General features: G+C 27.6%; 24 protein-coding genes and 3 pseudogenes. 9 read left to right on the top strand and 18 right to left on the bottom strand.

What is annotated here, in order from left to right:
- Window positions 1-15: 15 nt before the first annotated feature.
- Window positions 16-954 carry a hypothetical protein gene (locus B2671_RS02155; protein ID WP_346868941.1) on the bottom strand — a complete coding sequence of 313 codons (939 nt, stop codon included), beginning with the start codon at window positions 952-954 and terminating at the stop codon, window positions 16-18.
- Between the two features lie 73 nt (window positions 955-1027).
- Window positions 1028-1732 carry a TraX family protein gene (locus B2671_RS02150; protein WP_346868940.1) on the bottom strand — a complete coding sequence of 235 codons (705 nt, stop codon included), beginning with the start codon at window positions 1730-1732 and terminating at the stop codon, window positions 1028-1030.
- Between the two features lie 238 nt (window positions 1733-1970).
- Here B2671_RS02150 and B2671_RS02145 point away from each other — a divergent pair, with 238 nt between their 5' ends.
- The 3 genes from B2671_RS02145 (at window position 1971) to B2671_RS02135 (ending at window position 3821) form a co-directional block, all read left to right on the top strand.
- Window positions 1971-2582 (top strand): DUF4230 domain-containing protein, encoded by a 612-nt coding sequence (locus B2671_RS02145; RefSeq protein ID WP_346868939.1) that lies wholly within the window; start codon window positions 1971-1973, stop codon window positions 2580-2582.
- A 50-nt stretch (window positions 2583-2632) separates the two neighbouring features.
- Window positions 2633-2848, top strand: a complete 216-nt coding sequence (locus B2671_RS02140) for a hypothetical protein (RefSeq protein ID WP_346868942.1) — start codon at window positions 2633-2635, stop codon at window positions 2846-2848.
- A gap of 394 nt (window positions 2849-3242) precedes the next feature.
- Window positions 3243-3821 carry a lytic transglycosylase domain-containing protein gene (locus tag B2671_RS02135; protein ID WP_346868938.1) on the top strand — a complete coding sequence of 193 codons (579 nt, stop codon included), beginning with the start codon at window positions 3243-3245 and terminating at the stop codon, window positions 3819-3821.
- A gap of 90 nt (window positions 3822-3911) precedes the next feature.
- On the opposite strand, the gene B2671_RS02130 is transcribed toward B2671_RS02135, so the two are convergent.
- The 10 genes from B2671_RS02130 to B2671_RS02090 all read right to left on the bottom strand — a co-directional run bounded on the left by B2671_RS02130 (window position 3912) and on the right by B2671_RS02090 (window position 13433).
- Complete coding sequence (locus B2671_RS02130) at window positions 3912-4376, bottom strand: hypothetical protein (RefSeq protein WP_346868937.1); 465 nt, start codon at window positions 4374-4376, stop codon at window positions 3912-3914.
- A 13-nt stretch (window positions 4377-4389) separates the two neighbouring features.
- A complete protein-coding gene (locus B2671_RS02125) occupies window positions 4390-4728 on the bottom strand; it encodes a hypothetical protein (RefSeq protein ID WP_346868936.1) in 339 nt (112 codons plus the stop codon).
- Window positions 4729-5009: 281 nt separating this feature from the next.
- Window positions 5010-6818 carry a radical SAM/SPASM domain-containing protein gene (locus tag B2671_RS02120; protein ID WP_346868935.1) on the bottom strand — a complete coding sequence of 603 codons (1809 nt, stop codon included), beginning with the start codon at window positions 6816-6818 and terminating at the stop codon, window positions 5010-5012.
- A 51-nt stretch (window positions 6819-6869) separates the two neighbouring features.
- A complete protein-coding gene (locus B2671_RS02115) occupies window positions 6870-8576 on the bottom strand; it encodes an ABC transporter ATP-binding protein (RefSeq protein ID WP_346868934.1) in 1707 nt (568 codons plus the stop codon).
- 794 nt (window positions 8577-9370) lie between these two features.
- Complete coding sequence (locus B2671_RS02110) at window positions 9371-10285, bottom strand: MerR family transcriptional regulator (protein ID WP_346868933.1); 915 nt, start codon at window positions 10283-10285, stop codon at window positions 9371-9373.
- Window positions 10286-10404: 119 nt separating this feature from the next.
- Window positions 10405-10608: a GyrI-like domain-containing protein gene (locus B2671_RS17550; RefSeq protein WP_414632603.1), complete on the bottom strand. Its 204-nt coding sequence runs from the start codon at window positions 10606-10608 to the stop codon at window positions 10405-10407.
- On the bottom strand, window positions 10605-11162 hold the full coding sequence (locus B2671_RS02105; protein WP_422653216.1) for an AraC family transcriptional regulator: 558 nt from the start codon (window positions 11160-11162) through the stop codon (window positions 10605-10607). The genes B2671_RS17550 and B2671_RS02105 overlap by 4 nt, the downstream gene beginning before the upstream one ends.
- A gap of 208 nt (window positions 11163-11370) precedes the next feature.
- Window positions 11371-12123, bottom strand: coding sequence for a sugar phosphate isomerase/epimerase family protein (locus B2671_RS02100; RefSeq protein ID WP_346868932.1), 753 nt, complete (start codon window positions 12121-12123; stop codon window positions 11371-11373).
- A gap of 190 nt (window positions 12124-12313) precedes the next feature.
- The gene (locus B2671_RS02095) at window positions 12314-12556 is read right to left on the bottom strand and encodes a DUF4351 domain-containing protein (RefSeq protein ID WP_346868262.1); all 243 of its coding nucleotides are present in this window, start codon (window positions 12554-12556) and stop codon (window positions 12314-12316) included.
- Window positions 12557-12779: 223 nt separating this feature from the next.
- Window positions 12780-13433 carry an Rpn family recombination-promoting nuclease/putative transposase gene (locus B2671_RS02090; RefSeq protein WP_346868931.1) on the bottom strand — a complete coding sequence of 218 codons (654 nt, stop codon included), beginning with the start codon at window positions 13431-13433 and terminating at the stop codon, window positions 12780-12782.
- Window positions 13434-13670: 237 nt separating this feature from the next.
- Here B2671_RS02090 and B2671_RS02085 point away from each other — a divergent pair.
- Both B2671_RS02085 and B2671_RS02075 read left to right on the top strand, forming a co-directional pair.
- Window positions 13671-13793, top strand: a pseudogene (locus B2671_RS02085) (IS1/IS1595 family N-terminal zinc-binding domain-containing protein); the annotation flags it as partial.
- A gap of 178 nt (window positions 13794-13971) precedes the next feature.
- Complete coding sequence (locus tag B2671_RS02075; protein ID WP_346868930.1) at window positions 13972-14547, top strand: hypothetical protein; 576 nt, start codon at window positions 13972-13974, stop codon at window positions 14545-14547.
- Between the two features lie 793 nt (window positions 14548-15340).
- Here B2671_RS02075 and B2671_RS02070 read toward each other — a convergent pair.
- The 3 genes from B2671_RS02070 to B2671_RS02060 all read right to left on the bottom strand — a co-directional run bounded on the left by B2671_RS02070 (window position 15341) and on the right by B2671_RS02060 (window position 19138).
- Window positions 15341-16570: an MFS transporter gene (locus B2671_RS02070; RefSeq protein WP_346868929.1), complete on the bottom strand. Its 1230-nt coding sequence runs from the start codon at window positions 16568-16570 to the stop codon at window positions 15341-15343.
- Between the two features lie 359 nt (window positions 16571-16929).
- Complete coding sequence (locus tag B2671_RS02065; protein ID WP_346868928.1) at window positions 16930-18504, bottom strand: amino acid carrier protein; 1575 nt, start codon at window positions 18502-18504, stop codon at window positions 16930-16932.
- A 256-nt stretch (window positions 18505-18760) separates the two neighbouring features.
- Window positions 18761-19138 carry a CoA-binding protein gene (locus B2671_RS02060; protein ID WP_051823942.1) on the bottom strand — a complete coding sequence of 126 codons (378 nt, stop codon included), beginning with the start codon at window positions 19136-19138 and terminating at the stop codon, window positions 18761-18763.
- A gap of 462 nt (window positions 19139-19600) precedes the next feature.
- Here B2671_RS02060 and B2671_RS02055 point away from each other — a divergent pair.
- A pseudogene (locus B2671_RS02055) lies at window positions 19601-21533 on the top strand (fructose-1,6-bisphosphatase); the annotation flags it as partial.
- Window positions 21534-21617: 84 nt separating this feature from the next.
- On the opposite strand, the gene B2671_RS02050 reads toward B2671_RS02055, so the two are convergent.
- On the bottom strand, window positions 21618-22229 hold the full coding sequence (locus B2671_RS02050; protein ID WP_346868927.1) for a hypothetical protein: 612 nt from the start codon (window positions 22227-22229) through the stop codon (window positions 21618-21620).
- Window positions 22230-22421: 192 nt separating this feature from the next.
- On the opposite strand from B2671_RS02050, the gene B2671_RS02045 reads away from it, so the two are divergent.
- Together B2671_RS02045 and B2671_RS02040 are read left to right on the top strand one after the other, a co-directional pair.
- Entirely contained in the window at window positions 22422-23084 is a 663-nt protein-coding gene (locus B2671_RS02045) for a hypothetical protein (protein ID WP_346868926.1), read from the top strand.
- A gap of 1057 nt (window positions 23085-24141) precedes the next feature.
- Window positions 24142-24273, top strand: coding sequence for a hypothetical protein (locus tag B2671_RS02040; protein WP_346868925.1), 132 nt, complete (start codon window positions 24142-24144; stop codon window positions 24271-24273).
- A 196-nt stretch (window positions 24274-24469) separates the two neighbouring features.
- Here B2671_RS02040 and B2671_RS02035 read toward each other — a convergent pair whose 3' ends face one another.
- Entirely contained in the window at window positions 24470-24964 is a 495-nt protein-coding gene (locus tag B2671_RS02035; RefSeq protein WP_346868924.1) for a hypothetical protein, read from the bottom strand.
- A 144-nt stretch (window positions 24965-25108) separates the two neighbouring features.
- Between B2671_RS02035 and B2671_RS02030 the strand changes: the two genes are divergently transcribed.
- The gene (locus B2671_RS02030) at window positions 25109-25567 is read left to right on the top strand and encodes a hypothetical protein (protein ID WP_346868923.1); all 459 of its coding nucleotides are present in this window, start codon (window positions 25109-25111) and stop codon (window positions 25565-25567) included.
- A gap of 47 nt (window positions 25568-25614) precedes the next feature.
- On the opposite strand, the pseudogene B2671_RS02025 reads toward B2671_RS02030, so the two are convergent.
- Window positions 25615-25847: pseudogene (locus tag B2671_RS02025) on the bottom strand (hypothetical protein); the annotation flags it as partial.

Below are 25847 nucleotides of genomic sequence, written 5' to 3'. Positions count from 1 at the left end.
CCCCGTTACAAATATTTACACTTCTTCAATAAGCGATTTCATATTTTCTTTTATTGAAGATAATTCATTTTCTACAGTAGTAAGCTTTGCTTTAAGGGATTTTATTATGTCCTCTACATTATATACAACGTTACATACACTTTTTAAAGAATCACTGATTTTTGATTGTACAATCCAGTCAGATATTAATCCATCAAAAAAGTAATCTGCAAAGGTTTCAAAAGAACCAATGTTTATATCTATATCCATTGCTAAATCCACATCTGCTAATTCATTTTGAAATTTCATCAGTGCAACTTTTGTATTTTGTGCATACTCTTTAGCTTTATCAATTTCAGAGTGTTTAGCTGCTGTAGCTAAAAGACCTCCCCCTAGTATATCCCAGGTTCCCCATCCATCAGCACTTTCAAGAGAATCTACTACAAATTGAAGTTCATTTCTAGCAGCATCACCAGCAGCTATTGCTTCCTGTAACTCTTTCTTCTGAGCTTCAATAGAAGGAATCTTGTCCATAATTTCAAGTAACTTTTTAGAGTTCTCATTATTTAAACCTAATATAAAGGCTTCTTTTTTCTTTAATACTGCTTCATATTCATCCTCTGCATCAAGTAAATTGTTAAATGACAGTTTATAGGATTCAAGATCCTTTTCTAACATAAGAACTGAGTGGCAACATTCATCATACTTTAACTTTGCTGCAAGGAACTCTTGTCTCTCTTTATCAAGCTGCTGCTCTTTACTTCCAAGTATAGAATAAAATATGTTAGTAATACTTAAGGATTCAAGCTTTTTTACATCCTTATCCTCATCTTTAAGAGCTTTTTCAAGTTCTATCTTTCTATTTACTTCTTTTTCAAGAGCTTCTTCCGTATGCCTAATCATACCCTCAAACTTCTCTTTTCTCCACATTTTTTCCTTAGCAGCTATAAGTTCTTCATTAATATACTCAAACATACTAAACTTCCTTTCTTTTTTAAGGGAAGTTATATCCCAAATTTTGTCACGGGGTCTGACCCCATGGATATATTTATATCCTTCCTATAAGTACTACTGCTATAAGATGTATTGGATAAAAACAATAAAACATCCATTTAGTAAACTTATTATTAATACCTAATTTTCCGTTATACATTAGTATAGGAATTATAGCAAACACCATCATCCATTGATAATCCCAAACTAATATAGATTCTAAAAATAATTCTCCATTTCCAAGCGCCGTAAATACGGGAATAATACTACAGATTATATATGCTAAACCCATAACACCCTTCTTCTCTCTTAAGAAGTAAAATATCAATGTCATTGTAACGCCATAAAATGAAGCCTCAGTAAACAACTCTACTACTAATGCAATTACAGAAAACATTACCCATATAATATAATTTTCGTTATTTCTATGTGTTTCCTTAGCTTTATCAATACATGTTAGAAGTGTTACTGAAAGTCCAAGAGATAAAAATATATTATTATGAATACCTAATATATAATCTATAACTAGCATTACTCCGCTAAAAGCAAATAGTCTTAGCATGTACCTATTTTTACTCCTAGTATGGAAAAATCCTTCAACTATTAAGAAAAAGAATATAGGTGCGGCAATCTTTCCAAAATATCCAAACCATATTGGAATACTTACCCCTTCACCAGTTCCTATATAAGTTAGAATATGATCCATAAGCATAAATATCATAGCTATAATCTTTAAAGTAAAAGAATCTAATTTTTTCATAAAATTTAACCTCCAAAATAAATTATCTACTTCTATGATTATATATACTAAGTGTACTTTTTTATATTTATTTATATTACATGAAGATTACAAAAGCGTAAGATAACACTTTCGTAGACTTTTACGGGGTCTGACCCCATGGATAATATTTTACTTTATACCATTATATCTCATTACATTCATAATATATACTCCTCTAGCATAAACATTAAAAAGATAATTTTGCGGGGTGATTATTTTGAAAAAATCCAAGATAAAAAAGTTCTTTTCCTTTTTTAAGAAGATTAAGATTGTGATTTTTATAATAGCTATAATTACTGCTTGTTTATTTATAAATTCTTTAACTACTAAAAATAATTTAGAGAAAAAGAGTGATTTTGTATCTGAAAAACTTATATCCATATCCGAGCTGGCTACTTCCCGTTATGATTACTCTAATGTGATTTCTGTGAAGAATAGCTTAAGCTTTAAGGATATTACTATTCCTTTTACTGAGAAATCCTTTGTCATTAAATATAATGGCTATATTACTGCTGGGTTAGATTTTAGCGCTGCTACTTTTTCTATAGATAAAAATATACTCACCATAACTATTCCACCTTGTTCTATCCTTACTCATAATGTAAATGAAGATGAGGTTTTTATATTTGATGAAAAGAACTCCATATTTAATAAATTAACTATGGATGATATGTTAAGTGAAATTGTAGCAGAAAAATCTAAGACTGAAGAAAGGGTAATCAAAGATGGATTCCTTGATAAGGTTACTGTAGACACTATAGACCTTCTTAAAAATATTTTCTTGAATTGCGGTTTTGATGAAGTAAAAGTTAAGATTGAGGCATCTTAATTCATATAATATAAAAATGCTATGTTTTTTCAACATAGCATTATGACCTTATAAAATTAATAGAAGAATTCCTTTATCCAAATTTTAAAGAAAGAAGTATGGGCATGGTTTGTGACTTCACAAATGAAATTAATTCAGTTTATTCTGCTATGTTTCCGACTAAAGAAATTTTGCAGAGTATTATTGATGATGGAGCAACAAATGCAATGTTAGTTCTACACCATCCTTCTATTTGGGATATTAGAAGATTAAAATCCTTCTATTAAATGGATAAAGAATTAATAAAAAAGTTTAGAGAAAACAAAATATCAATATATAATTTATTCTACTGAAAAATTCGCATGTCAAAAGCTACATACTTATTTTGAAAGGTTTGGGCTTGTTTCTACTTTTATTGAAGGAGAACCAGTATACGAGGATATGTAAGTTTTCTACATTAGTTTAATGATTGTACATAAATATTTATGTATATTTCACACTTTACTTAAATGTAAATTAAATAATATAAATATATTAAACACTTAAGAAATTTGTAATGAATTCCTTAAGTGTTTTAATCTATAATTAAATTAAGTAAGCTAGTTATAGATAAGTTGTAAAATATAAAAAAGTCTATAACTATTTCGCCTATGGTAAATAAGGCTTTGAGGAGGAACTTTTTTGAAGAAAAAAAGATTTAATTTTAAAAAACTTTTACTTGTTTTAATTATTATTGGTTGGGGTATGTTATTTATTTATTCTTTTAACAGTAAAAATCCTCATGAACAAGAAACCTTTCAGATTGAGTATAAGGATTCTATAAATAAATATTGTAAAGAGTTTGATGTTGATAAATATTTGGTGTATGCAATGATAAAGCAGGAAAGCAATTTTAATAATCAGGCTATTTCTTCAGCTAAAGCAAGAGGTTTAATGCAGCTAACAGAAGATACATTCAACTGGTTAAAACCTCAGTTAGGAGAAAGTTCTACCACCTATGATGATTTGTTTGATGCAGATACTAATATTCGATATGGTGTGTTTTTTATTTCTATCCTTCAGAAAAATTTTTCTGAGCAAAATACTGTAGTTGCAGCCTATAATGCAGGAATGAATATTACCACTGAATGGTTACAGGATAGTAATTATTCAAGTGATGGAGCAACACTAAATAACATCCCTTATAAAGAAACTGCAAATTATGTTGATATAGTGGACTATAATTATAAAAAGTATTTAGAAATATATAAAGATAAGTAAATTAAGGTGTAGTAATTAGAATTAAGTGATTACTTGAAAAATACCACATTATCCAAAATAGAATAATGTGGTATTTTTATTTTTATATAATTATTTATAATTATTTATTTCTAGCTCTGCTTCAACAGGTGATTTTTCTTTTAAAATATTAATAACTTTATGGTAATCACTGTTTTTAAAATGAAAGGTTTGCTCCATAAAACCACCAAATAGTTTAACTTTTACATCCTTTGAATTAGTTACTTGAACTTTCTCAATCTCATTCCACAATATAATCTCTTTATATCTATACATTGATATAAAACCTTGGGAGCTAATTCCTTGCTTAATCCAGCTGCTAATAAACGCAAAAATACATAATATTCCTATTACATAATGAATCCAAATATTAGCATAGAAATACATAATGCCTATGAAAATAATAATACTAAACAATACAATAACAATCTCTATAGGCCTTTTTCTTATTGGTATTATTAAGGCTTTTATATATTTTAGCTGCTTTAAAATTATTAAAATTAAAAGCACTGGAATAATAATGTCAAAAATCTTCATTTATATCCTCCTGTTATAAAGCCTTTGATTTCGACTTCTTTTTTGCACTTAATGATTCATTTATGTGTATCACTTGATGTCTCGTCATTGGCATTAATATAATTCCCGCTACATTCTTCCTACCCCAAAAATCAATAAGCCAATTTGATGCCTTTACATCCAATACTGCGCTCTCATCTAACCCTTCCCATAATTCATCTTCAAAAGTTTTTTTATCTACTCCTGACATAATGGATAAATGGACCATTGAATGCAAACTTAAAGCCAAACTTTTACTTTCTTGAATTTTATCTGGTTTCAAAATTATCTTTCTTAATTCCTTAATATCATCGTTCCATGATTTTAAATCCACTTAATATACTCCCCTTTATTTGTTCCCTATGGTTTATAATTAATTGTGAACTCTAAAATAAATTATACTCCAATAAAAGTTAAATTAAAACAATTTTACCATAGACAACTTAAATTTCACCTAATTACTTATTTATCAGTTAGACATTCCTATATAAAAAAACACCTGACTTATGCCAAGTGCTAATTTAAATATTTATAATAATTACTATTAATAATCTTTTTAAAGTGTCTATTATATAGATTGTTTTCATGGTAATGACTATTTTTATATTAAAATTTTTAATGATTTTTATTAGTGCATTTATCCATTAATTTTTTCTTGTCTTCAGTACTTAAATTTATATATGATAAGATGACATGTTCTATAATAATTTTTCTTTCATCGCATGAACTTATATCATTATTTATAATATTATATGTGCATTCATCACAAAATTCACTTGCCCAGCATTTTTTACATAGTTCCATATCACTTTTTTGTAAAATATTTTTAAACGTTAACTTGCTTTCATCATTTAATATATTTCCAATTTTATAAGTTTTATTGCCAACAAATAAATGACATGGATAATAATCTCCATTTCCTAAAACACTAATTGCCTTATATCCTGCTGTACAATATATATTATTTTTTAATTCCTTATTATTTAAAACAACTAATATCTTTCTTATTAATTTTAATGCCAAATTATCTACCTTTTCATTATCACTACTTAATATACTGTTATCTATGCGGTTAATAAAATCTGTATTAATATCCGCACATGTTCTAGGTTTAAATTTTAAACTGGAGCAATCTGCTAAATAAACTGGTATAGAAAATTTTTCTTCTAGCATATTTATTAACTCCTGCCTAGAAATATTATTTTCTTCATGAATATTTGTATAAGTAGATTCTATCAATACGGGTTTTATATGACTTTCTTTCATTTTCATTAAATTATTATAAACCAACGTATACGTACCCTCATCATTTTTATTTATTCTTAATTTATCATTAATATATTCTGGACCATCTAAACTAATAGTAAGTTTTATTTCATATTTTTTTATTGTTTCAATTAATTCATTACTCATATTTACACAATTGGTAACCATGTTGAATATAGGTATTAGTTTTAAATGACCATCTTTATAAAGTGATTTACAATGTTTGCATATAGCTTCTATAGCTTTAGGATAAATACTAGGTTCACCACCAAAAAAAGTTATTTCCTTTACTGAGTGAATCCCTTTATTAACAATGCCATTAAGTATTTCCACTGCACTTTCTTCATCAAAAACTATATTTTCTGAAAATCCATAGGTTCCTTCATTAGCATAACAATATTTACATTTTAGATTACATCCTAACTGAATCATAAATTCAATATGATTCAGAGTACCTGTACTAACAAAATTTTCATTAGAAATCATTTTATATTGATTATCTAGCGGAAAGTGATCATATATAAATTTTTCATAAGCTACTTTTTGTAAATTAGTTAGTTTATTATCATTAAATTTATTTTGTAATTCCATAATTCCACTTGAATTATCTCTACTTACTAGGGTCAATGAATTGGTATTTTTATGATATATTGCTGATTTACTATATAATTCATTGGATAATATTTTCAAATCCCACATTGATAAATCATATTCATCAAATTTTGTATAAAATTCTTTCTCTAATATAATTTCATTATTGTTATAAATTTCAAAGTTTATTGATTCATCGCAAATTCTACCCCTAACTAAGGGTAATTTACATCCTATACTATCTGCTATTTCTTTCATTAATGTCCAAGTACTGTTATATATATCTGCATTGGGAGTTTTATTGGAGTATTTATTTATAAGAATATATACCCATCTATTTTTTTTAAATTCTTCCATACTTTTCAATAAAAAATATTTATTAATACATAATTCATTGTGAATATCTGAATTATTAAATTTATCTATATTAAAAAAATCAACTATATTAATAACATTATCTTTATAATTAAATTTTCCCCTTAACAAATAGACTCCTTCAATATTTTTAGGATTAACTTCTTCAATTGATATCTTTAAAAATGCATTTACATTATCAACTATCTTCATAATATATAAATTCCCCCACTTTATACTAATATAATAATTACCCTATTAAAATTAATTATTTACTGTATATAAACTATAAAAATATCCTTTATTATTCATTAATTCATCAAAAGAACCGTATTCGCAAATCTCTCCATGATTTAATGCAATTATACAATCATATTTTGTTAAGACATTTTCAACTAGTTTGTGTGTTACTACTATTGCAGTTAAGTTACTTTTTTCAATAATTATTTTCTCTATTTTTCTTCCTGTTTCATTATCTAAATTTGATGTTACTTCATCCAATATCATTACAGATGTATTTTTTAAAAAAGCTCGTGCAATTGATATTCTTTGTTGTTCTCCTCCAGAAAAATTGTTTCCACTTTCTTGAACTTTTGTTTCTAGCCCCTGCGGTAAATCTTCAATTAAACTTTGCAACGCCGAATCATTTATAGCTTTCAATATATCTTCATTCTCATAATCTTTAAACATTGTGATATTATTTTTTAATGTATCATCAAATATTATTACCCTTTGGTGTATCATTGAAAATTTATTACACAAGGAAGCTTTATCAACACTTCTTAACTCTTGTTCACCTATAATAATTTTTCCTTCATAGTTATCATAATATTTCATTATAAGCTTTACCAAGGTAGATTTTCCTGAACCACTATTACCTACAATTGCATATTTCTTACCTTCTTCAAAAATAAAGTTAATATTATTTAAAACTAAATTATCATCGTCATATCGAAAATTCAAATTTTCTATTTTAATTGGCATAGATCTAATCAAAGATTGTCCATTAATCTTAGATTCATTTGATTCATTAAGGATTTGTTCTATTTTTAATTTTATAAATTTTATGGATTTTAAATTAACTAGTTGTCCAGATACTTGTCTAATTGGATTTGTAACATAATTTGATATTTGCATTGTTCCTAAAAATACACCTAAAGTAATTTTGCCAGTTAAAACAAGATATATGGAAAATACTAATTGAATTATTCCTGACACATAATTTAATGTATACTGTATAATTATCAACATATCTTTAGATTTACTAAAATTATATCTAGAGTCTTCTACATTATAGTTTGAATCTTTATATAACTTTTTTGTTTGATTTTCAGCATTAAAACTTTTTATTACTTCAAATCCATTAAATATATCTTTTATTTTATTATTATATATTTCTAAAAAATCAAAATATTTTTTTTGTTGTCCCGATATTTTTTTGCCTAATATTATAGGAATTAACATAGGAATACACGCTAATATTAAAGTAACTATAGCTATTAAAGGTTCATAAATAAATAGTGTAACTGAAGCAACTAAAAAAGTAATTATATTTTCTATAATACTTGGTATATTACTAAAATAATTTCCTTGTATAGAATTAATATCATTATTTAGAATAGATATGTATTTCCCACTATTAGTTTCATTAAACTCATTTATATCCTTATACAAAATTGCATTAAAAACATCTGTTTTAATTGCAGTATTAACTTTTCTTATAAAACTTCTATTGCAATAGCATTTAAAATTATTAACAATAAAAAAGGATACCAAGAAAAAAAGCCCAAAAAGTATCAAGCTTGTTATTCCCTTTAAGTTTCCTTCTATCGCAATATCAGCCAATCCCTTCATAAAAAGAGACCATATCACCATTGATAAAGCTGCTAAAATATCACTAATTATTAATATAAAAAATATTTTTTTATTAGAATAAAAATATTTACTTAAAGATAAATTTTTTCTTTTCACTTTAATACCCCTTTTACTAATATTACATCATAAACTTGTAATTTTAAGTTATTTAAAAACGTCGTAGAATATCTACGACGCTTTTAAATAAATCTTACTTACCGCAACTTCCCCAGCCACTAGTGATTCCACATGATGGTTCTTCTTTACCGATTTCTCCAATAATTTCTAAATCCTCTGTTCCTAAAGCCATTAAATTATTAATACTCATATTATCTCCCCTCCCTCTTATTTAAATTTTATTAATTATATATAAAGAATTTCTCCACATATATATGGAGATATCCCTTATGAGCTTAAAAATTAACTTAGTTATACATTGAATTTATTTGCAATTTATAATTTATTAACTCTTTAAACATATTTTACCATACAGATAATTTTATTTAAAATCAACAATATACTATAATAGACTGTCATTTAAAACTAGCTTTTATATACTCTAAAATGCTACATTTTATTATATTTTTTGTTTCTTTTTTATCTCTTATCAAAAATATACTTTTAATATTTTAATTGAATATGTTAATTTCTATCTATTCTCTTTTAATACTCTAAAATGATACATCTTTTCAAAAACATTGTTTCGTTTAATGAATATTTCCCTTCCCTAATAAATGTCTTTCATTAATTTCACCGAAAGTATTTTTCAAATTAATACAAATGTCTATTTAAAACAAAGCCATAGCTAAAAAACACTGCATATTCATTTCTGAATGTACAGTGTTTTGAATAGATTAAACTTTAAACTAAGATGACATAGCTAGTTATATAAATGCTAACGATTTTGAAAGTTATTTTTTAGTTATTGGCTCCAGCAGATTTAAATAAAAATCATTTCCTTCACCACTAGGTATGTGTTCCTCAAGACATAAACGGCTTTCATCAACAGCATATGCATTATTATCTTTCAATAATCGCATTAATGTTTGCCATGAATCGTATACTTCATTAGTGCTATTTAACGATGCATATAGACCACCTGGCAACCTTTTTTCTTCAAAACATTCTGGAATTACAACCTGTTCTGGTACAGTAATAGAAGCTGCCCATCCATACTCTGTACAACCTGGACTATATGCGGTGGTATTAAAACCAAAAATTCTAGCAGTACCCATTAAATGTTCTGATTCTGCCCAATCCAATACTTTTTTTAGTGCTTCATCCTCTGGAGAAGTGCTTATCACATTACATACTGCCACCCTCATATCAGGTAAACTAACAATTCGTAATGCTCCTGAAGTAATTGCGTTATTTGTCATAATAATATCCTCCCATTGCTCTATCATATTATTTGTAGAAATGATTTGAAGTGCCAATGCTTCTTCCATATTCACAAGGTATTCTGACTTATGGTATGGAAGCTCCATGGAGTTTATAATTGAAAGACATTTACTTAACAAGTTTTTTCGCTTAGTAATCACAATATTTTCTTCACTTAGCTTATTAATTTGATTTCTAATAATCTTTGAAGCAACTTTAGGGTCTGCACTGTCAATGATGACTTTTACAAATTTCAAAGGAATATCCAGTTCCCTAAGCAATATTACAAGACGTATTCTCTGTAGTGCTTCATTATTGTACATACGCCAGCCTGATTTTGGATCTCGGGTACTATAGAAAAGCCCCTTGTCTTCCCAGTGACGAAGTGTACGACTGGTTAATCCAAATTGTTCCGATACCTGGTGAATTGGTTCAAAATGGCTCATTTAACCACCTCCTTTTTCAATCTATGAGGTCCTCATAAGAAAATAATATCATTTGACGCTACGTCAATTACAAGGGTATTTTAGAAGTTTTTCTAATAAATTGTAATTTTTTAATATTTCTACTTTTTAATAATAGCAATCCAAACTTCTTGATGATTTTCTTGCATATAGCATTCAATTACAGGAAGATCAGCTAATTCATATCCTGAATTAGGAAGCCATTCACTATAAAATTGTTTATAAACCTTTTGAGTTGCATCTGGCAGTTCTCCATTAGCTTCAAAAATTGCCCATGTTGCAGCAGGGTAAGTAAACTCCTTCATTCCTTCAAGTACTGGAACATGTTTGCAGTTTGGTACATCNNTACATCAACATGATTTGTCACCGCTATGATGTATTCCATTTCTTCCGACTCTCCCCATTGTCCTCCTTGAGCAATTCCTAAAAAACCTGCAGGTCTATAGTCAGGAAAGTTGTCTAGGAACATTTTCATAGTTCCATCCTTCCATGAGTTTTCCCAAATCTGAGGAATTACTTCAAAGGCCTGGGCTGTTTTTACTTTATGTGATACTCCCATTACTCTAAATTCAGGCCACTGTTCAACTTGATAATTCATATGATTTTCTCCTTTTATTGAAATTTGAAAGGATAGCTTAGGACAGGATTTCAACTGTACAGTTTCATTTCTAACACTTGAAGGTAGTACTCCATGAAATTTTTTAAATGCCCTAGTAAATGAATCTTGAGATTCATATCCATACTTTAAAGAAATATCAATTATTCTTTCTGTGTTATTTAATAAATCAAAGGCTGCCATTGTTAATCGTCTGTTTCTTATATATTCTGATAAAGGCTTGTCCGCTATATACGAGAACATTCTTTGAAAATTGTAGACAGAACATCCAGCAATTTTTGAAATAGTTTCATAGGATATCTCACCATCAAGGTTTTCTTCTATATAATTTATAGACTCATTTAAATTTTTTATCCAATCCATTCTTCTCACTCCCAATTTAATATTATCTTTATAAATATATTTACACTCGATATTTCATGCCCTATTTTGTAGCCTCATTATTGTAAATTTACTTAGTTGTATTTCCCTTCTTTGAAGCTTCAATTATATTTTGAATTATTTTTTTAGATTCTAAAATTTCCTCATCTGTATCAACAACTTCAAATATGATTTTTCCATCATAGTCCTTTAAGTAATTTTGAAAAATTAACCTAAAGTCAAGTTCACCTTGTCCAATAGGAAGATGTTCATGCTCTACATCAAAATGTTTATCTGCTATGTGTATGCATTTAGGAAATTTCACTTTAAGTATTTCTTCCAAATGATTATAGTCATCTATATGAGCAATATCAAGGAGTAATTCAACATCTGGATTTTTATCAAATACTACTTTTAAGTCACTTGGTGTATAGTTAATCTTGTCAATTACACTATTATTCTCAATATAAAGTTTTATATTGTTCTTTTTTAATAGTTGGTTAGTCTTATAAATGTTGTCAGCAAGTAGATTTATAGTTTGAGAATTTATGATAAGACTTTTACATACGGGATGTATAATAACCTCTGTATGATTTAAATATTTTAATATCCTAATCAATTCATTATTATATTTATCATAATCATCAATATCATATACAGCATGAATTATTACTGGGAATTTTGAATTTAATACATATTCTTCTTTAGGAAATAATACCTTATCAAGTACTAATTCCCCTTTACTAAACCAAATTTGCATAAAATCAAATTTGCTTGATTTTGAAAAATCAATTTCATCTTTATAATTATTAAACCATCTTATACTTCTTCCATATTCTATCATAGTTATATATCCCCTTTTTTAATTTTCCGCACATAGCTCTAAAACTAAATATAAATTAATTGTACACCAATAAAAGTAAATACAAAATACACCGAATTCATTATCTAAGGAAATATCTTCAATAAATCCTTTAAAAATAAATTCGGTGGATAATTCAGGGTATATATATTTATTATTAACTATTACTTATCTATATCTTAAAATACTCTTCCAATTCCTCCACAGAATTTATATCAAAGATATCCATGCCAATTTTATCAATGGCATTAATGGGTAAATTCATTATCCTTTTCTCATATTCTTCAGGTAAATTTTTAAATTTTTTTAACAATTGTTTTACTAATAATTCTGCCTTACCTTCTATCTTTCCGTCTAATTTCCCCTTTTCAATACCCCTCTTTTCAACCTCTGGATCATATAATGTTTTTGTCATTCTATTCACCTCATTTTCTAAAATTTCATCCTTAATAAAATTTCTATTTAGATATTCTATTAAATTTTGTATTGCTAATAGCATTTTATCCGATGACTAGCAGCTCTAATACTCCCATCTTTTTCAAAGCGGGAGTAAAGAGCTGCTACGTCCCTGGATAACGATTTCTAAGCTTCGAAGAAGCTAAGAACTCTGTTAATGAAAATCTTCTCCTAGGATTTCATTAACAGAGTTCCTTAGATTCATTGGCTAATTTTGTTGCTAGTTTCTTTGCCTTATAGGATAATTCTTTCATCTTTTCAATGTTATTATTCTTGTTTGCCTTTATTAATTCCTTTTTTAATTGAAATAATTGTAGTGGAATAAGTGGATACATCTTTTTGTTTATAAGGTACTCATCTGAGTATTCCCAATACTTAAGCACGGGTACTGTATAATCAATTTCTTGACTATCAGGAAATACTATATTTAACCTTAATTTATCCTCTATATTTTTATTTTCTTCAAAAAATATGACCTTTTGCTTAGGAAAAATAATCTTTTTGACATGACTGTTTTCATCAGCTTCTTCCTTCGCCTTTTTAAAGCCATATTCAAACATTCTCACTATCATAGTACTATCATTTTTAGTTTGAAATTCCAGGTGATAACTTACTTTTTGATTTTCATTTTTTGAAACCTTAAAGAACATATCTCCTCTTAATACATCTAAGGTGTCTTCAATAAACTCATTATTACTTACAGTTAAACTAACCTCATCCACATTAAAGTTCTCTTCAAAGACTCCATTTAGCAGATTAGTCAAAACCTTATTAGAGGTGGAAAACAAAAACTTTAATACCTGATCCAGCTTAACTTTTTCCTTTGTTGATTCCAAGTTTGCACCGTCCTTTATAATTAAATTATATATTAAAAAGAGCTCAAATTAAATATATTTTATAGCTATACATTAATTATATACACAAACATTAGTTCTTATTCATTGTATAGATTATATTTTATCACTAGTGTATGTCAGGGTATGGTTCTGAATACATTGCATTTATAGATGACTAGATAATAACATTTATAGTTTGAGAATTTATGATAAGCCTTTTACATACGGGATGTCTAAAAAGAAATGAGATTTTCTAAGGGGAAAGTATGCCCTTATTGCAATTGTGAAGAGATATTAAAAAATGGTAAATATAATAATAAACAAAGATACATTTGCAAAAAGTATGGAAGAACATTTAGTTGAGAAAAAGAATCTATTAGAATTAAAAATTTCATTGTTCATAGTAACATATCTCGTAAATATACAAAAGTAAAGGAATTTAAAAATATCCAACCAATATTCATGTAATATTCTAAAAATATGGAATTTTAATACAAATATAATGTATAATAAAAATATAAATTACTGGGGGTAAAAGATGAAAAAAGTATTAGTTTTAATTATTGTATTGAGTGCCTTAATTATTAGCGGATGTACTCAAAGTGAAAATTTTACAATTGAACATAAAGAATTTACGGATGAACAAATGGAGATATTATCATTAACTGGAAATAGAGCATTTAAATATGATTTAAAAAACTTACCTAGAGATAAAAGCTATGAACTAAAGGTAGTATATGAAGTTTATAAGAATAAAGGAAAAGTAAGGGAAGAGATTCTATTAGGTACGGCTTATGGACCAACAGATGATAAGATAGAAGATACTAATATATCAATAAATATACAAGAAAATAAAATAAGAATAATGTTTGGTGGAACATATAGTAATTTAGAAATAGAAGAAAATATATTTAAATCAGCAAATTATTATTTTAATGGAGCTAGAAAATTTAATATAGGAGATGAAGTATATTTATTTCATAGTAATGATGGCGGGAACAGTTTAACCATGGAAAAACTAGGATACCTATCAAAAGAAGAATTAGATGGATTAATTGAGAAAAATAAAGAGAATGCTTTTATAAAATTAGTATGCGAAGAAATAAAAAAATAAGTTTACAACCTTAAACTATTACGAACTAAAGTCCAGTGATTTCGAATCACTGGACTTTTAAATTAAATATATTGCATACTTATAATATATTATCAACACTATTTTAAAACAGAGTCAAAAATAAAAGTAGAAAAAAATACACTTATTGCAAATAATGCAACTAGGGCAAACATATTTAAAATCAAAAATACTGTATCTAAAATAGTAGCTAATTTTTTTCTTTTTCTATCATGCTGCTCTTTTGTATCAAAGGAAATGCCACTAAGCTACCAACTATACAAAATATGTTAATTACTAAAAGAATTATAGCTGTTGGAACTTCAAAAAAAAATTTTGTAATAAATTCTATATAAATCACCTCCTGATATAATTGACTATACAAAGAATAACTTCTATGGAGTTCCTTAATTATTCTAATTTTAAATACAGATTGTTATCTATTATTTCATAATCACATTTATCTGGAAAATTTTCCTTAATCTTTTCAAGTTTATACCTATTTCTTTTAACAATAAATCCACTTATTACCGCAGTATTATCATCTTCCCATGAAATGTCTATTCTTATAACGCGATCATCATTAAACTCACCCTCTATTTTAGGTGCCTTAATTGTTTTTTTAAAGAAAGAGCCTACTTTTTTATAAAATCTTACATTAGCACTTGGGTACCATGAAGTTTGAATATTTACTTATAAAATATTTTATTATTTTAAGCCTTTCTTTCATCAAATATCCTCCCCAAATATAAAGTCCTCTTGTATATTAAATTTAAGCATTCCATTTCTTCTAACATCAATTATTCCCCTTTAAAACTTTCCTACTTCCAAAGCTTATTATGAAAAGAATCACTGCAAGTACTATAAAAGCTACCCTTAATGAAGTCACTTGTCCTATAACCCCTAATAATGGAAATATCATAATCATAAATATACTGAAGCATATACTTTGAACAGATATTAAAGTTGCTCTTTGAGCTGATGGGATAAGTTTATTTATATAATCAGAACTAACAGGATATAGGATATTTATACTTACAGAAAACATAATAAATCCTATGATTGCAATTAAATTCTTACTGCTAATAAGAACTATAAGCCACACTCCTCCTAACATTGGAACTATATAAAGCATAGCTTTTTTTAATTTCCTTTCTACTTTATAGGCGAACTTTGCTCCTATGGCACAGCCTATACTTGATATTACATAGATTATTGCTATGAAACTTCTAGAGTATCCCATTTCACTAAAATACTGTTGAGTATAAAAATGAGTAGTTGTTCCGGTCATAAATATTAATTCAAAAAACATCATTATTAGTATAATTTTTTTATTAGATTTCATCACTTCATAACAGGTTTTAAAATGACCTACTATAGTCACTCTATCCTTTGCTTCTTCATGAAATTCTGGTTCTTTAAATCCAAAGGAAATTCCTAGTGCACATATACTTACAATGGCTGCTAATCCATAGCTATATGTAAAGGAGTAATCTGATAATATTCCTCCAACTAATACAGCTATTCCTTGAGCTACTTCAATTATAAAATTTAAATTTCCATTTATTTTTAGGTATTTCTCCTCTTCTCCTGTAACCTTTAAGGAGTCATAAACCAAGGCTTCCTCTGAGCCTGAGTTTAAATTATAAGATATGGCGGATATTACAAAGGCAATGGCAAACCCTAAAAAACTATTGCAAAACAGCATTAAGATTGCCCCAATTGCGGACATTATCCTTCCAAGTATTATAGTATTCTTTCTTCCAACAATATCAGCAATGGCTCCTGTTGGAACTTCACATATTAAACTAGTTATATGGTGAACTGATTCTAAAAGTCCTATTTCTATAAGAGACATGCCTTTATGAGCTAAATATAATACCCAAATGGCAGAACTTATATCTATGGAAGATAAAAACTTATACATATAATCAATTTTTATATTTTTCTTTATCCTATCTAAGTAATCTACACTCTTCCCTTTATTAATTTTATTTATATTTAAACTTTCTTTTACGTTATTCATTGTAACTCCCCCTAATGATTTCTGTTAGTAAAGCTTCATAGAAGCTAAGAACTCTGTTAATTAGAATAATAAAAGACTCTATTATTAAGAATTTAATCTTATAATAAAGTCTTGGAGTTACTTTTGAAGTTGAAGGACTATCATTCCTGCAAAATCATCTTAAAAAAAGATACAGTAACCCCTTGGTTTGCAATATTGCAGTTTTAGTCATAGAACTGCTGCTCATTGGGGTATATCCTTTTTTTATATTAAGATATCTCACAGTTGTTTCCTCCATTTTTTCTTATATAATTTATTATATCATATGGGTAATATTTTAGTATACATTATTATCCTATTTTTTTATATAATTTAAATATTTACATAGATACTTGTTTCTCTTCTTTATAACTATCAATTCCATAGTCTCCCCAACAAGGAGTTTCAATTCCTATGTCTAGAGAGTTAAATCTTGCACCTTTAGTGCTATTATAATTATCTAAAGCTTTAAATACAATTTTACATCCTAATAGTAATATAGGCACATTGGCATATACAACTAGTATGTTTACTAAGTCAGATATATACCATAGGTTCCCTAGTTCTAGTCCTGATAAAACTGTTAAACAACCAAAAGGAACAAATATAAAGGCACCTAAACTTCTTATTGTATTAATACATGTCTTACTTTTTGATATAAAGTTTCCTGATATCTCTGCAAATAGAATCATTCCAAGTAAGGTTGTAAATGCAAATAATCCATAGCATAAAGATATTATTATAGTAGCAATTGAGTCAAAGGCTGTACCTGGAATTAAATATTGTACAGAGGTTAAATAAACTGTTAGCTTAGAGCCTTTTATACTCTCCCAAGCCACTCCTGATTCAGCTGACCAAAGGCTTGCCATAACTACAACTATTCCTGTCATTGTGGCAATTACCATAGTATCTAAAAATACTCCTAGAGCTTGTACTAATCCTTGTTCTACTGGATGATCAGTGTCTGCAGTAGCTGCAGCCATAGTTATAGTACCTTGTCCAGCTTCATTTGACATAAGACCTCTTTTTATTCCTTGAGCAAGTGCTACGCCAAAGGCTCCACCAAAGATGGCTTGTGGCTTAAAGGCACCGGCAAATACTGCTGTAAAAAATACAGGTACTTTATCTAAGTTAAATATAATTATTACTAGTGTTATTCCTACATAAATTATAGCCATTATAGGCACTAACTTATCTGTAACCTTGGTAACACCATTTATTCCTTTAAATACAGTAACTACAACTGAAGCTATTAATAATATAGTAATTGCATAGTATAGTAATGATTGTCTTTCATAAACTGTTCCTGTAATTGTTTCTACTACTGAACTTAAACTAGTTACAATATTAAAGGTTTGAGCTGGTATACAGAACATTGCATATACAATAAATAAAACAGCTAGTACTATTCCTATTCCTCTTTTATTTCCTAAAATCTTCATCCCATAAAAAGGTAGTCCTCCAACAAACTCATCGTCCTTTTTCTCTTTAAAAATTTGAGCTAAAACTGCTTCTACAAAGGCTGTAGCCATTCCAAAGAAGGCAGAAACCCACATCCAAAATATAGCTCCTGGTCCTCCTACACTAATTGCTCCTGTAACTCCTACTATATTTCCTGGTCCTATTCTCATGGCTGAACTTAGTAGAAATGATGCTAAAGGGCTAATTCCCGCTTCGTGAGATTTCTTATCTACAAGTATTTTAATCCCTTTTTTAAACTTAGTACATTGTACAAAACCCAATTTAAATGTGAAATATATACCTGATCCTACTAAAAGTAAAATGGCTAAAGAAAACTTTCCTATTATAGGAATGTTAGAATACCATTGAAAATTAGTTGGAAAATCCCATAAAAAGTCTGCAACTGGTACTATAAACTCAAATATTTTATTTATTGAGTTAAAAAATCCTTCCATACCTTATCGCCTCCTAAAGTTTATTTTTAATACTATTACATGAAATTATAATGCCTCCCTATTATCTCATACCACTTATGTTTTAACTAGTATCGTTTTAATTGCATATAATAACGTCATTATATTCCTCATGAATATTGGTCATACAAAAACTCCAACCCAAATTTAAAAATGAGATTGGAGTTTATTTATTAGTTAGATCTTTCTAATCCATGATTACACATTTGTTTTTAACATTTTCTATATGAAACAAGGACTATAATTTCAATAATTCTACATGCATACAGTCTTCTAGTTCTATGTTAAAACCTAATTTTTTAGCTTCTTCTATAACTTCTTCATTAAAAGAACCTGGTTGAAACCATACATTTTTGATTCCTTTTGCTTTTATTTTTGGAAGAGCTTCTAAAGTAATTTTAGGATTAACTATTACATTTATTCCATCTATTAATTCTGGTAGCTCTTCTATAGATTTATATAACTTTATTCCATCTATAGAATCATATTTAGGATTTATTCCATAAACAGTGTATCCTCTATCCTCTAATTCTCTAAAAATTTTGTATCCAAATCTTGTAGTATCAGTGGTAGCCCCAAGTAAAGCCCAGCGTTTTAGGTTAAGCATTTTATTCATGTTTATCACTCCTAATCTTATTTTATATATATAGTTTGTTTATTTTTCACAGTTACTATTCTTTAATCCTATCATGTAGAATATATCTTTTCAATTCTAATAATGCAAAATAATTTATTGTGTATTTATACCCAATATAAACTCTATTGATGCTAAGAAATTTGATTACTATATTAAAATTATATATGTAGAATATATATAGATATATGATAACCTATTTATCTATGATATTAGTAAATTATATGAATTTCATGTATAATATCATATATAATAATAATTATAATATAGCATATTACATATAACTATATAGATAGTAATTTTTCAAATAACTATATAGATAGCAATTTAATTAATAACTATCTATAGATAACTATTTTACCTATAACTATCTGAATAGTTATTTGCTAAGAAGGAGATAATCATGAGCGGAACTTGTGAAATAAGTGCTGATATAATTGANNGGATTTAAAATACCTAGAACTTCTTTCTCATAATTTTCCTACAATATCAGATGCTTGCACTGAAATTATAAACTTGGAGGCAATATTAAATTTACCTAAAGGTACGGAGCACTTTTTAACGGATCTTCATGGTGAACATGAAGCTTTCCAACATGTACTTAAAAATGCTTCAGGTGTAATAAAAAGAAAAGTTAATGATATCTTTGGTAATACCCTTAGAGAATCTGAAAAAAAAGCTTTATGTACTCTTATATATTACCCTGAACAGTATATAAATATTGCCCTTGCTAAAGAAGATGATCCCGATGATTGGTATAAGATTACTCTTAATCAATTGATTCAGGTATGTAGAAATGTATCTTCTAAATATACTCGTTCTAAGGTTAGAAAGGCTCTTCCTGCAGACTTTTCCTATATTATAGAGGAGCTACTTCATGAATCTGAAGCGAGACCAAATAAACAAGACTATTTTAACGGAATATTAGATACTATTATTTCTATTGGTAGAGCTAGCGATTTTATAACTGCAATTTGTAATGTTATTCAAAGGTTGACTATAGATTCTCTTCACATAGTAGGTGATATCTATGATAGAGGTCCTGGAGCTCACATAATTATGGATATTTTATGTANNTTTTCAATGGGGAAATCATGATATACTTTGGATGGGTGCTGCATCTGGAAATGATAGTTGCATCTGTAATGTTATTAGAATTTGTACTAGATATGCTAATCTAGAAACCTTAGAAGATGGCTATGGTATAAACATTTTACCTCTAGCTCGTTTTGCTATGGATGTATACTCCAATGATCCATGTAAATCCTTTAAACCAAAGGTTACTAATGATTACTTTAAAGAAAAAGACTTAAAACTTATGGCTCAAATGCATAAGGCAATTTCTATTATACAGTTTAAATTAGAAGGTGAAATTATTAAAAGACACCCTGAATTTAACATGGATGATAGAAGACTTCTTGATAAAATTAATTATGAAAAAGGAATAATTATTATAGGTGGTAAGGAATATGTATTAAATGATACTAACTTCCCTACTATAGATATTAATAACCCTTATAAATTGACAGATGAAGAAAAAGAATTAATGTCTAAGCTTCATAGCTCTTTCTTAAATAGTGAAAAACTTGAGAAACATGTTAGATGTCTTTACTCTAAGGGCAGTCTTTATTTAAAGAGTAATTCTAATCTTTTATATCATGCCTCCATTCCTTTAAATGAAGATGGCACTTTTAAGAATGTTAAGCTTGGAAACAAAGAATTCTGCGGTAAAGAATATTTAGATAGGGTAGATAGAATTGCTAGAGAATCATATTTTAATGAATGTGATAGTAAAAATGCTCATTATGCTTTAGATTACATGTGGTACTTATGGTGTGGACCTGATTCACCTCTCTTTGGTAAGGATAAGATGGCTACCTTTGAAAGATATTTTATAAATGATAAGATTACTCATAAGGAAAATAAATGCCCTTACTTCAATCTTAGAGATAATGAAGAGGTTTGTAATAAAATATTAATAGAATTTGATCTTTCTCCTAAACATTCTCATATAATTAATGGACATGTACCTGTTAAAACTATTAAAGGTGAAAATCCTATTAAGGCTAATGGGAAACTTTTAGTTATAGATGGGGGATTCTCCAAGGCTTACCAACCTGAGACAGGCATTGCAGGCTATACTTTAATTTATAATTCCTATGGCCTTCAATTAGTTCAGCATGAGCCTTTTGAATCAACTCAAACAGCCATTGATGAGGGGAAAGATATCATATCTACCAACTTCATTTTAGAGTTTAACTCTAAAAGGCTAAAGGTTAGAGATACTGATATAGGTAAAGAATTAATAAGTCAAATTCATTACCTTCAAATGCTTTTAAATGCCTATAGAAAAGGGATTATTAAGGAAAGAAAATAAATTAAATGCTTATAATATAAACTTAGGGAGCTTTTTGAAATAAGCTCCCTTAAACATTTTTATAACCTATACATAAGTATTTTATTAGTTTTTAAGCCCAAGCTCAGTCACATTTGACCATTCATATTTTCTTGTGAACTCACTAACTATTTGATCAAATTCACCCGTAGATAGCTCTAACCTTACATTTGTTGTATTTTCCTCATGCATATTATCTATAATAATGTCTAATTCTTTTTGAACAGAATCAAGAAATAATATTTCATTTTCAGAAATAACCTTATCTTCCCAGAATCCATAACAAATTCTTTCACCATCTAAAACTATCCCTTCCTCAACGGATTTTTTAATCAACCTAAAAGATTGAGAAAGATTATATGAAGTCTCTCTCTGTACTAAATCATCGAACATATAATAAGTTCCTTCATCACAGGCATTAATCATGAAACTAAGCTCTTCTAATATATCCTTAAAAGCATTAGCTTCACCCTTATTTTTATTTATTTCATCAACATTATTCTTTATTGCTGTTATATGGTATGCAGTACTAACCATCTTATTATGCATTCCCCTTAGATAGCAGGTCTTGTCCCAATTATATTTTTTCGTAGTACTATACTTCATTCCCAATACAAATGAAGCAATAGACGAAACAATTACTATAATAATTATTATAATATATTTTTTTATCTTCATATTTATCCCCCATTGCAGTTTTATGTAATTATATTATAAACTATAAAAATATATAAATATATGTATTTAAATAACCTTTATTTCAAAAATAATTGATACTTGGTAAATTTTATTATATTATATAATTACTTTAAATAAGAATTATCTAAATAAAAACACTTTACAGATTTTAAAAACAAAGGGGAATTACATATGAAAAAATTTATAAAACCTAGTATTCTTTGTATCGTTATGTTATTAAGTCTTTCATCAATTTTTTTAGGATGTAGTAAAAAAACTATTCCTATTGATCAAACTGCAAAAGCTTTTTATGACTTAGTTATTTTACAAGATAGCACCGAATTTGAAAAACTTGGTGTGCCAAATGAGGAAATTATATCTACTGCAGAAATTCAAAAAAAATCAATGAATGAAGCTACTAAAGCTGGTTTTGTACAAGCTGGTCTACCTATTACTGATGAGCAGTTAGATCAAATTTATAACGTTCAAATAGAAGCTTTAAGAAAATTAAAACCTACTATAGAAGTTGTTTCTAGTGATAAAGAAGTATCTCAGGTTAAAATATCAACTACATATGTTAATATGGTTGAAGCAAGTACTAAAGCCGGTAATGATACGATTTCTGAAGTACAAAGCAATCAAATTACTGATATGAATAAAGTATCAGAAATTTTCATCAAAAAAATAATTGAAAATATTAATGCATTAACTCCTTCAACTGATGTTAAATCAAATACTTTTGAATTTGAAAAAGTCATAATGGACTTTGGTAAGAAAACTGAAGAAGTTTGGGTACCAAAAGATTCTATTTCATTTGGTAATGATTTAGCTAATATGTGTATAGGAAATAATTAATAAATTTAAGTAGGCAATTTTTGTTTAAAGTAGACAGGGGGCGTCGCAAAATAACTGATTAAGTTATGGAGCGATGCTTCTTTTCCTATTCCAAATAAAAATAACCGAAGGTTTTGTTAATTTTAACATCCAAAACCTTCGGTTATTCATTTTTAGGTGTACTTTAATAACCCTTAAGATTTAAGGCGTTTTTATGCTACGTTTTTCATCATATGTAGGTGAGTAACACATTTTTCACATTGTATTTTTGCGTGTAATTTATTTATGTTATATCCAAAACATAGCATGATAAATTCAGTTTTAACGTTATTTTTCCACGTTTAAAAAAGCTTTCCATTTTTCATAAGTCTGCGGCTTAATAAAAGCTGTCATCTCATTTGATAGTAAGTATACATAGTTTTCTTCCTCTTTTGGAATATGCCATGTATAATTTTGTGTAATCTAATCCCTAATATTTTCAATAAAAAAACTGAAATCAAATTTTGATTTCAGTTTTTTTGATAGGACAACCACAAAATAGAGTTATCTATTTTGCGAAAGCCCCTTTTTAGATTTTTGCTTTGGTATTATATCCTGTTAATCATATATTAAATAGGCATGAAACATTGATAACTCAAGCTTCACACCTATTTGAAATTTATCCGATGACTACCAGCTCTAATACTCCCATCTTCTTCAAAGTGGGAGTTAAGAGCTGCTACGTCCCTGGATAACGATTTCTAAGCTTCATTGGGAGTAAAAACTCCCTCTGAAGCAAAGAACTCTGTTTATAATATTATAATTAGGGGATAAGTGTACCTCAATTTTAATATTATGTACTTTTATATGAAGAGCATTGAAAACACACGGTGCAATATTACAATGCTAACTTCAAACCTCACTAATAATTACCTATAAATGCAGATAATTTTTGACGAATTTTTGACGTCACATAAAAAAGAGTAGATATATTCAGTTATATCCTACTCTTTTTTATTTTAAAACAAATTCTATAAAATATATAGATATGTTATAAACTCTTCTTTATTAGACAATAATTAATTTGAGGTGATTTACAATGAAGAAAAAAAGAAAATTAAATGCAACTGTCACTATGGGACCAAATACATCTAGATTAGTAACAGAATCATTGTTGAGGTTAGTAGATTCAAACAAAGAAGAATTTCTACAAATTTTGAAAGGAAGATAAACTTAAGGAAATTGAGTAATGATTTTATAAAATAAGAAAAGAACTTTATTATTAACACTTTTACATTTAATGTATATAATCAATATTAAGTGTCTATAATTTATTTGAGTTCACTCTCAGCTATGTGCTTATACAAAAGAAAAATAAGGTAGAAAGTAATATTGTATTGCTTTCTACCTTTTCTATATGAAAATAATTAGTAAGTTAAATTTACTGTTGCATAATCAGTTTTTGTAACGCCAGTTGTTGTTACTCCTTTAATTGTTATTGTGTGTTGTCCTGGTGTAAGATCTTTTACTACAATTGTTTTTACAGTCGTACTACCAGAAGTTTGGATATCCAAAAAATATACTTTTGAGTTTGGATCAAATGAATCTGTAGTTCCTAAGTTTACACCATCTACAGATTCATATGAGTTTCCAAAAGAACCTGTCCATTTAAACATAACAGCTACATCTTTTGTTGTTAAATTTATGGTTGGATGATATGTGTTAGATTGATACTTTCCAGCATCCCATAATTGATAGCTAGGATCTGTGCTTAAATTAACAGCCTCCTCTACATATGTTACACTAAGACTTGGAGTTGTTGCTGCATAAGCACTAGTTATAGGTGCTAATGACATTGTGATTGCTAAAGCTAACATTAGTAATAAAGCTTTAACTTTTCTTCCTTTTAAAATTTTTCCCATGATATAATCCCTTCGTATTTTATAGTTCTATATAATTATAGCATTAATATGTATAATAGTTAATATATTCAATGTAAATTTTTGTTATAAGTTTATATCAAGTTTTGTTTATAATGTACGATACATCATTTAGGAGGGATAAATATGTATAATAAAATACAAGGTAACTTATCTAACAACTATTACAATAATTTAAATAACATTGATACACTTAAAACAACTACATCAAAGAGTGAAATAAATAAAAACTTAGACACACCTATTGAATCTGATACAATAGAGATAAACGAAAATAATAAAGATATAATTAATGGTAAAAAAGCTCAAGACGCTTATGCTGATACTTTAGTTGCATTCACTGATAAAAGATATCCTTGTGGTAGTGGTACACAAGACATTACAGGGGTTTTAGCAACTATTGCGTCATTTGCCCAAAGTGAAGGTATAGTTTTTAGTCCTAGTAGTTCATTATTAAATCATCTAGATGATTTAGCTGAGTTTGGAAAAAAGTTTTCTCTAATCAAACCTAACTTAGTACCATCTGATTTTTTTACTTTCTGCGAAGAATATAAAAGTAACTTAATAAAGTATGATTATAAATAAAAAATAAGGCTAGTAAGGATTTTATTCCCTACTAGTCTTTAAATCTCCTATAAATACTTATTAGCTGCATTTTTCATAGTTGTAAATCTATTAGTATCATTTACATTTCCACCTATCTGAATAACCTCTTTAGCTTTTAATCCACTAGCTTTAAAATCATTAACTCGCATTAATGGGCAAGATAATTTTTGAGCCACCATTACTGCAGCAAATAGATCTGCATCCCCTAAATAAGTTACTATCTTTTTCATATCATATTCCTCCTTAACTTGTGGTTTTG

The organism is Clostridium sp. UBA5119 (assembly GCF_002414285.1).
GTDB lineage: Bacteria > Bacillota > Clostridia > Clostridiales > Clostridiaceae > Clostridium_J > Clostridium_J sulfidigenes.
The sequence above is the reverse complement of the archived record's forward strand: the minus strand, read 5'-3'. Positions and strand labels throughout refer to the sequence as shown.